This window comes from Treponema sp. UBA785 (genome assembly GCF_002297065.1).
Lineage (GTDB): Bacteria > Spirochaetota > Spirochaetia > Treponematales > Treponemataceae > Treponema_D.
In genome coordinates this window covers 15,234-24,471 of sequence record NZ_DBJD01000079.1, presented here as the reverse complement: position 1 = coordinate 24,471, position 9,238 = coordinate 15,234, and the positions used below count along the sequence as shown (strand labels likewise).

Sequence of the window (9,238 nt, the reverse complement as noted above, 5' to 3'; positions counted from 1 at the left end):
AATCGCTACGGATGGCGAAATAAAAAGCACGCAAGTGCTTTGTGTCAAAAAAAATACAGGGAAGTATTTTTTTTGATACTACCTCCAAAATCGCCACTAACGGCGAAATACCCTGCCGTTCTCTCCAAATTTGCGTCAGGGGGTGGAGCCATGCCGAAGGCAGTGCGAAGCACCGCGCGCAGCAAGTGGCGGAACATCCGACGGCGTAAGCCGGGACGCCCGAATTTTTAGAAAAGCCACGCGTCTTTTACGAACGACATTGATTTTACTTTTTCCAAAAATTCGTTTGTGCCCGGGGCGGAAAGTTGTGTGTTTGCTTTTATTGTATAAGAACTTTCGCCTGCATTTATATGAAAATATACTGAACAACTGCCAGAATTTCCAAATAAAAACTCTTTTAAATTGAAAATTTGCTGCTCTTCCTTAAACCCGTCGTCCAGCTGAATGTGGATTTCCTGAATTGCACGGTTTTTGAGCATTTCTGGGTCTTCGAGGGCTTCGATTATAAACGATGGTTCTTCCCGGTCTGGCCTTGTGTCGAGCCGTCCGCGGAATGCATAGACTTTGTCGTTTTCGATTTTTGAAGACAGCTGTTCCCAGATTTTTGAAAAAAATGTTAAATCGATTGTGCCTGTATAATCCTGCAATTTTGCAAATGCCATTGTTGTTTGGTTTTTTGTGATGATTGAGCGCAGTTCTGTAATCATTCCAATCGCAACGTATTCTTTTTCGGTGTTTTTGAGCTGCCACGGTTTTGCGCCGGATTCGATTGCCGCTGCGTGCTGGCTTTTTGCGGCCTTTGATTCGCGGATTATATTCTGTGAGTTGAGTGTCGCTTTTTCGCAGGCTTTCTGGTAGTCATCGAGAGGATGTCCAGAAACGTAACAGCCAATGAGTTCTTTTTCCATATTCAGTTTTTCCATTTTTGTTGAATCTGGAATTGCTTCAAATTTGTAGTCGGCAAATTCTTTTTCGCCTGTGTTTTCAAAAAGGCTGATTTGTCCGTCGCTTCCTCCGGAAACTTTTTTTTCGGTATATGCCCAGGCAGAGTCGAGGTTTGCAATGAGGGTCGGACGGTTTTGGTCGAGGTTGTCGAATCCTCCGCATTTTATTAAAACTTCGACAGCTTTTTTGTTGATGGCAAGTTTTTCGCCTTTTTTCTGACCGCTTTCTTCGTCGATAATGTCTTCTTTTACGGTTATCATTCGTTCAAGAAAGTCCATGAAGGTTTTGAACGGACCGTTCTGGGTGCGTTCTTTTACGATTGCATTTGCGGCTGAGTTTCCCATGCCTTTTATTCCGCGGAATCCAAAGACGATGTGCCCGTCTACAACATCGAAATTTGAGTCTGAGCGGTTTACGTCTGGCGGATCAACTTGAAGCCCCATCCTTCGTGCTTCTGCAATGTAGACTGGAAGTCCGTCTGTCGATGTGATTTCGTTTGTAAGGTTCGCCGCCATAAATTCTGCCGGGCAATTTGCCTTTAGCCAGCCTGTTCTGTATGCGAGAACTGAATATGCCGCCGCATGAGATTTGTTAAATCCGTAGCCTGCAAACGGAACCATTATGTCGAAAATTTCGTCGGCGTGTTCTTTTGTAAAGCCTTGTTTTATTGCTCCTTCTTCAAATTCAACTTTTTTTCCCATCATAACTTCAGGTTTCTTTTTTCCCATGGCACGACGGAGCATATCTGCGCCGCCGAGCGAGAACCCCGCAATTCTCTGCGAAACCTGCATAATTTGCTCCTGATAAACCATAACGCCGTAAGTTTCTTTCAAAATCGGCTCAAGGCAAGGGTCAGGATAGTGAATTGTTTCCGGCTTCCATTTTCCGTCTATGTAGTTTGGAATAAACTGCAGTGGACCCGGACGGTAGAGCGCGTTTAATGCTACAAGGTCTTCGATTTTTTCCGGCTGGAATTGGCGCAGAATTTTTTGCATTCCAGGAGATTCAAACTGGAATACTGCAACCGAGTCGCCACGTTTAAAAAGATCGAATGTTTTTTTGTCGGTTTCGCTTACTTCTGCACAGATAAATTTTTTTTCGCCAGGCTTTTTGTGCTTGTTGATGATGTCTTCTGCGTAGCGTATGAGCGAAAGTGTTTTGAGTCCAAGATAGTCGAATTTTACAAGTCCGCAAGGCTCTATAATGTCCATTGTGTATTGAACGCCGACTTCGCCCGTTTTTGAATCTTTAAAAACCGGTGCCCAGTTTGGAAGAGCGGTCAAGCCGATTACCATTCCCGAAGCGTGCAGGCCTGTGTTTCGTTTGCAGCCTTCGAGTTTTAGCGCGAGATCGAAGAGTTTTTCGTAACGAGGATCGTGGCGGAATTCTGCAAGCTGTCCTCCGTCCGGAAATTTTTCATTAGGAGGGTCAAAGCAGTTTTTGAGTTTTGCCTTTAAGTTTTCGGAAACCTTCGACTTAAGCATATTTACTTCTGCAAGAGAAATTCCAAGCGTGCGTCCAACATCGGCAATGCAGTTTTTTGGTTTTAATGTTCCAAAAGTAACAATGTGTCCAACCTGCGGATCGCCGTACAAATCGCGTGTATGCTGGATTATATCCTGCCTGTAGTCGAAATCCATATCAACGTCAAAATCCGGCATTGAAACGCGTTCAGGATTCAAAAATCGTTCAAAAATCAGTTTAAAACGGAAAGGGTCAATGTCCGTAATTCCAAGCGAATAGGCAACAAGAGAGCCTGCTCCCGAACCTCGTCCCGGTCCAATCGGAATATACGGTTTTTCGCGGTTGTTTACATTGTCCCATGTTGATTTTGACCAGTTGATAAATTCCCATACTATTAAAAAGTAGCCCGAAAAACCCATTTTAAAAATAATTCCAAGTTCGTATTCGGCGCGTTGGCGGATTGTCGGCGTAATTTTCGGATACCGTTTTCTCAAACCTTCTTCTACAAGATGACGCATGTAATCGTCCTGGTTTTTTGTGTATTCGTCGCCATGCGTCTGGAATTCTTTTGGAAGCTCAAACCGCGGAAGACATTCTTTTAATTCCTGCGTTTTATACTGTTTAATAGTCAAATTGCACATATTCGCAATTTTTACTGTATTTTCGTAGGCATCGGGGCAGTCTGGAAAAAGCTGTCGCATTTCCTGTTCTGTCTTAAAATACCATTCGTGTTTTTCAGCGCCCATTGTCTGGTGCGGTTCGTTCATATTTTTCTTAAAGCCAATGCATCGCAGACAGTCCTGAGCTTCCCAGTCTTCTTTTTCGATATAGTGAATATCGTTTGTAACGACGAGCGGAATATCGAGTTTTCGCGCCATTGCAATCAGCATTTTATTGACAGTTTTCTGGTCTTCAAGACCGTGATCCTGCAATTCAATGTAGTAATGGTCAGGACCAAAGAGATTTTTGTATTTTAAGGCGAGTTCTTCGGCTTCGCTTTCCCTGCCCGCAAGAAGCAGCTGCGGCAATTCTCCGGCAATGCAGGCAGAACAGCAGATTAAACCTTCGTGATATTTTTCTAAAAGTTCAAAGTCGATTCTTGGTTTTCCGTAATAAAGTCCTTCCTGATAAGCAATCGACGAAAGCCAGCTCAAATTTTCGTAGCCTTTCTGGTTTTTGCACAAAAGAATCAGGTGAAAATAGTGAGCCTGCCGGTCTCCGTCCTCTCCTTTGTGCGAATAAGGAACATCGTTTTTTTCGAGATGGCTTCCGTATGCAACGTAAAATTCTTCGCCGACAATTGGATTTATGCCGTTTACATGGCAGAGTTTTTCAAAATTGAGCGCACCGAACATATTTCCGTGGTCAGTCAGCGCAAGTGCCGGCATATTAAGGCGTTTTGCCTTTGCAACAAGGTCGTCAAGTTTTGCACAGCTGTCCAAAAGCGAATAATCCGAGTGAACGTGCAGATGAACAAAATTCGCCGGTGGAGTTCCTTCCGGGGCTGCCTCAAAAACGTGATAATCTGCCATAATTCCTCCCAAAAACAGAGCACAATCGGAACAAAAAATTCCAGCATTTAGAAATGGCTTGATTTTATCATTTTTTTCGTAATTTGGGCACTACCCGCTTGTGCGGGCCGCTACGTTCCAGGTTCCGCTTACGCTCCATTTCCAAATAAATTTGGAAACGCTCCGCGCCTTGCACATCGCTAGTGCAGGCCAGGACTGTCAGGGCTTTAAATTCAAAAAAAATTGTGGGATAATTCAACACTATGAATAAAAAAATCGTATTTTTATTGTCGGGACTTTTAAATTTAATTCTTTTTACTGGTTGTGGAAAACTCGGCTACTCACTTGTTCTTTGGAATAACCCGGAAGCCGGAGTCCACGAAGGACAGATTGTAAAAGTTTATGTAAAATCAAACATTTCCCATTCTTATATCATTATGGGACTTGAAAATACACACAAAGTCGAAATTCCTCTCTGGCAGATTTCCGAGCCTCAGAGCAAGTCAAAAACCGAAAAACTTGCTGCCCGCTATTCCAATTACGAACATACTTATGCAAACGTAAAACTCGACGGACTTCCGATTCGCTCTGGAACAGAAAACGGCTCAAAACAGGTTTACCGTCTTCGCAAAAACGAAGTAATCCGTGTTTTGTATCAGGGAAAAGGCGTAAAACCTACAAACGGCCATGGAGAGCTTCCCGGCGAATGGCTCCGCGTTTTAACCGGAACTGGAACTGAAGGCTGGTGCTATTCATACAATCTCAATCTTTTTGAACGCACAGAAAACCAGATTGCTGTAAAAACCGAAGTAGAAGAAGAAAAAATCGACGAAGAGCTTACAGCCGCTTTTTCAAAAAAATGGTATCCAGAAGAATATAAATCAATGCTTTCGAGCGGCCGTCTGGATTTGTCAAAAATGGACGAAAGTTTTGGATTTGATTTTGGACAGGTTGAATGGAAATATCCGGAAAAATCACCGGAAGAGCCTTCAGATTTGCCTTTGGACGAAAATCCGGGCGAACAGATGGAAGTGGAAATTCCGGAAAAAATTCCTGTTCCAAAAGTTGCAAAAGAAGGCGAAACTTTAACTTTTACAGCAACCCTGCGCACAGAAAACCTCGACAAAAAGTGGACTTATACAAAAATCAAAAAGAACGAGGACGGCGCGTATCAGCTCGATGGCCACGGAATTTACATCACTTTAATCGGAAAAAATTCGCTTACCGTTCAATATATGGACACTGACGGAAAACTTAAAAGCGAGAATTTTATTGCGCTTTCTCAAAATGTTCAGGCTGCGATCGAAACAGAAATTGAAAGACGAAATCTTGAAATTAAGAGTTTTGTGGATGAAGGTCCTGTCTATCACAGTTCAAACTACGGAACAATTATTTTTAGCGAAGACAATACTGCTGTCTGGAACAATTTTAAGCTGCTTGTTCCAGGCGTAATTTCGAACAGCGCGCATGGAAATATAAAAGTTTCTGTCAAATATTATTTGAGCAATCAGTTAAAGAAAGAATTTGACGGAATTTTGACATTCTCGTTTGAAGGAATGGACGAAGATGTAAGTTTTTTCTATAAAAAAGATCCGGAAGGCTTGCGTCTTGAAGATGCAAAAAAAGCGACAGTCCGCGGAAATCTTGTTACGGCCCGTGGCTCTTCTCCTCTTGTTATGTACTTTAGCAAAAATCACTAATTTGGAAAAATAAATGGCATTTGTTCAGTTTTCTCAGGTTTCCCTTGCTTTTGGAGACCGTGATATTTTAAAAAATGTTTCTGTGAACTTGCAGGCAGGCTCAAAAGTCGCTCTTACTGGAGCAAACGGAAGCGGAAAATCCACGCTCATAAAAGTTATGGCAGGCCTTGTTCAGCCAGACGGCGGTCAGCGCGTTGCGCAAAAAGACGCCAGAATTGCATATCTTCCTCAGAGCGGACTTACTCACCACGGTTGTTCTCTGCGTGAAGAAGCAGACAAGGCTTTTGGTTTTGGATATGAGCTTCAGGCCGAAATGGAAAAAATCGGCGACAAACTAAAAAACGGCGAAGGAAACGAAAAACTCCTTTTGGAACGGCACGATGCTATTTTGACCGAGCTTGAAGAAAGCGGATGGAATCGCCGTCAGGTTATGGCGGAGCAGGTTTTGGCAGGTCTTGGTTTTAGCCGCGAAGATTTAGATAAAAATTGTGAAGAATTTTCCGGCGGCTGGCAGATGCGCATTGCGCTTGGGAAAGCTTTGATGGTAAATCCAGATATTCTGCTTTTAGACGAGCCTACAAACTATCTTGATATTGAAGCCCGTGGCTGGCTGGAAAAATTCTTAGACAACTACAAAGGCGGATTTTTGCTTGTAAGCCATGACCGTTATTTTTTGGACCATACCGTAAACGAAGTTTATGAACTTTTTAACGGCGAATTAAAGCGTTATCCTGGAAATTACACTCACTACGAAAAAGTGCGCGAAATCGAACTCGAAACTTTAATTCGCGAATACGAAAAGCAGCAGGCAGAAATTGCGCACCTTCAGGAATTTATAAATCGCTTCGGTGTTCAGGCGACGAAGGCGGCTCAGGCACAGGAACGTCAGAAAATGCTCGATAAAATTCTCGAAAAACAGATTGTAATTCCTGAAAGCCTGAAAAAAATTCATTTTAAATTTCCTCCAGCCCCGCATTCTGGACGGCTGGTTGCAACACTTTCAAAAATTACAAAATCTTACGACGGAGAACACAATGTTCTTCAAAATTTGGATTTGGTTCTCGAAAACGGTGAGCGTTTGGTTGTTGCCGGACATAACGGCGCTGGAAAATCAACTCTCTTGCGAATAATAGCCGGAGAGGATTCTAATTTTTCGGGCGAAGTAAAACTTGGAAGCGGAGTAAAAATCGGATATTTTAGCCAGGACAATGCCGAAACGCTAAAGGGCAGCGCATCTGTTCTGGATACTGTAGAAAGCGAAGCTCCTTTGGAACTTATTCCCAAAATTCGCGATATGCTCGGTGCCTTTTTGTTTCGGGGAGACGATGTCCATAAAAGTCTTGATGTTCTTTCTGGCGGCGAAAAAGCGCGCGTTGCACTTTTAAAGCTTCTTCTTCGTCCTGTAAATTTTTTGATTTTGGACGAACCTACAAACCACTTGGACATGCATTCAAAAGATGTCCTTCTTGATGCTCTGAAAGATTTTGGCGGAACTGTTATCTTTGTAAGCCATGACCGCGGATTTATCGAGAATTTAAGCACTCGTGTTCTTGAATTAAAACCGGGGCAGTTCAGGCTGTTTCCTGGCGATTACAAATATTATATGGAGCGTCTTGAGCGCGAAGCCAGCGGTGAATTTTCTCAAAACGATGAACTAAAATCTTCTGCTCAGCCGGAAAAATTTTCTCAAAAAGAAGAAAAAACAGAAACAAAACGTTCGTGGGAAGAGCAAAAAAAAATTGAATCGGAAAGGCGCCGTGCCGAAAAAAACGTAAAAAATCTTGAAGAACAGATTTTAAAGCTTGAAGAAGAAAAATCTGCCCAGGAAGCGCAAATGGCAAAGCCGGAAGTCTATGCAAATGGTGAAAAAGCAAAATCCGTTCAGAAAAAAATCGATGAACTTGCAGAAAAGCTCGAAGAATTGAATCTTCAGTGGATGGAAGCGGCCGAAGCTCTGGAAAAATTTTAATTAGTTCGGAAGAAGATTAACAAAAAACAAACTGAAGACAAAAAACATAAAAAAATCTGACAGAATTTTTTTTATGGATTAAAATATTTCTATAGTCTAAATGGGGAGTTTTTTATGAAAAAAAGTTGTTCTTCAGTTTTTAAATGTTTAATTTTTTGTTTGCTTGTGATTTTTGCCGTTTTTTTTGTTGTTGCTGGAACAAGATTTGTTTTCTTTTCGAAAACAGAATCGTCTTTAATGCAGGTTGCCAGAATCAAAGAATTGGAGTTTTCTTCCAATCTTGACGGTCAGCTTTTGCTCGCAACTCAAATGGCAAAATCGCCTTTAATTTCTGCTTATATGGAAAATCCTTCTGACCGAGAACTTTCTGAACGTGCTGCCGAAGAAATTCATTCTTATCAGGAAATGTTTAAGGGAAAAAATTCATTTTCTATTTCTGACAACGACCTGCTTTATTATTCTAACGGAAGGGTTCTTTACACTCTTGATAAATCCGATCCTGCAAATTCATGGTTTCCGACTTGCCTTGAATTAAAAGACGACTACACTTTTATGGTGAGTTACGACATTGCGCTTAAAAAATCCATGCTTTGGGTTGATGCGATTGTGCGCGACGGTTTTGGCAAAGGAATTGGCCTTGTCGGAACTGGAGTTGACCTTTCTGACTTTGTCGATATGATGTATCAAAATCTCGAACACAAGTATCAAATGTTTTTTTACAATAAAAACGGAGAAATTACAGGCGCTGCCGACACAAAACTTTTGGAAAACAAGACGAAAATTTCAGAAACGGTTCCTGCGCTTGACCAAAAGTATATGTTTTCGACAGGCGAGCTTTTTTTTAAGAGCAGGAGCGGAGCGTTTGTTGTAGCGCCTATTCCGTCGGTTGACTGGCAAATGGCGCTTTTTGTTCCGTATAATTTAAAAACTGCGTTGCCATGTGCAGCTTTTCCTGTTGCAATTGTCTTGATTTTTGCGCTTGCTCTTTGGGGGTTGATGACAGCAAGGCACTTTTTGCTGCCGCTTAGAGCGTTGAATAAGGCTGTTGGAGATTTTGCTTCTAGCGATGCTGATTTGACAAAAAGACTTCATTCAAGCGAGCCTGGTGTAAAATCTAAATTGATTTTGGATATAGAGAACGGATTTAATGTTTTTGTCGGAAAACTTCAGCAAATGGTTTTAAACCTCAAGAATTCAAAAGATGAGCTTAGCCGTGCTCTCGAAATTTTGCGTGCTTCAATCCGGGGAATTGTAAAATCTATTGAAGAAATTAACCGTCATATCGGAGCTGTTGAGGCTTCGATAAACGAACAGGGTTCGAGCGTAGACGAAACTTCGGAAACCGTTGAGCAAATTTCTTTAAAAATAAGCTCTCTTGGAAAAATGATTTTGCAACAAAACGAAGGCGTGACAAATGCCGGTTCTTGTATTTCGCAAATGATTGAAAATATCGATGCTGTAAATGATTCTGTTTCAAACCTTTCTCAGGCTTTTGTAAATCTTGAGACAAATGCAGGAAAAGGACTTGAAAAACACAAGCAGATGAATTCAAAAATTGCAGAAATTCAGACGCAGTCTGGAAAACTTTTGGACGCAAACCAAATAATTTCGTCGATTGCAAGCCAGACAAACCTTTTGGCAATGAATGC

4 protein-coding genes are annotated in these 9,238 nt (G+C 41.8%); 3 read left to right on the top strand and 1 reads right to left on the bottom strand.

Annotation, left to right across the window (positions count from 1 at the left end; genetic code table 11):
- Positions 1 to 227: 227 nt before the first annotated feature.
- A complete protein-coding gene (gene dnaE, locus B2X33_RS06760) occupies positions 228 to 3,941 on the bottom strand; it encodes a DNA polymerase III subunit alpha (RefSeq protein ID WP_296668544.1) in 3,714 nt (1,237 codons plus the stop codon).
- A 242-nt stretch (positions 3,942 to 4,183) separates the two neighbouring features.
- Between dnaE and B2X33_RS06755 the strand changes: the two genes are divergently transcribed.
- The 3 genes from B2X33_RS06755 to B2X33_RS06745 form a co-directional block, all read left to right on the top strand.
- On the top strand, positions 4,184 to 5,620 hold the full coding sequence (locus tag B2X33_RS06755; RefSeq protein WP_296024339.1) for an SH3 domain-containing protein: 1,437 nt from the start codon (positions 4,184 to 4,186) through the stop codon (positions 5,618 to 5,620).
- A 13-nt stretch (positions 5,621 to 5,633) separates the two neighbouring features.
- Positions 5,634 to 7,589: an ABC-F family ATP-binding cassette domain-containing protein gene (locus B2X33_RS06750; protein WP_296024337.1), complete on the top strand. Its 1,956-nt coding sequence runs from the start codon at positions 5,634 to 5,636 to the stop codon at positions 7,587 to 7,589.
- A gap of 114 nt (positions 7,590 to 7,703) precedes the next feature.
- Positions 7,704 to 9,238, top strand: a 1,535-nt coding sequence (locus B2X33_RS06745) for a PDC sensor domain-containing protein (RefSeq protein WP_296668542.1), incomplete at its 3' end; no start/stop codon positions are given.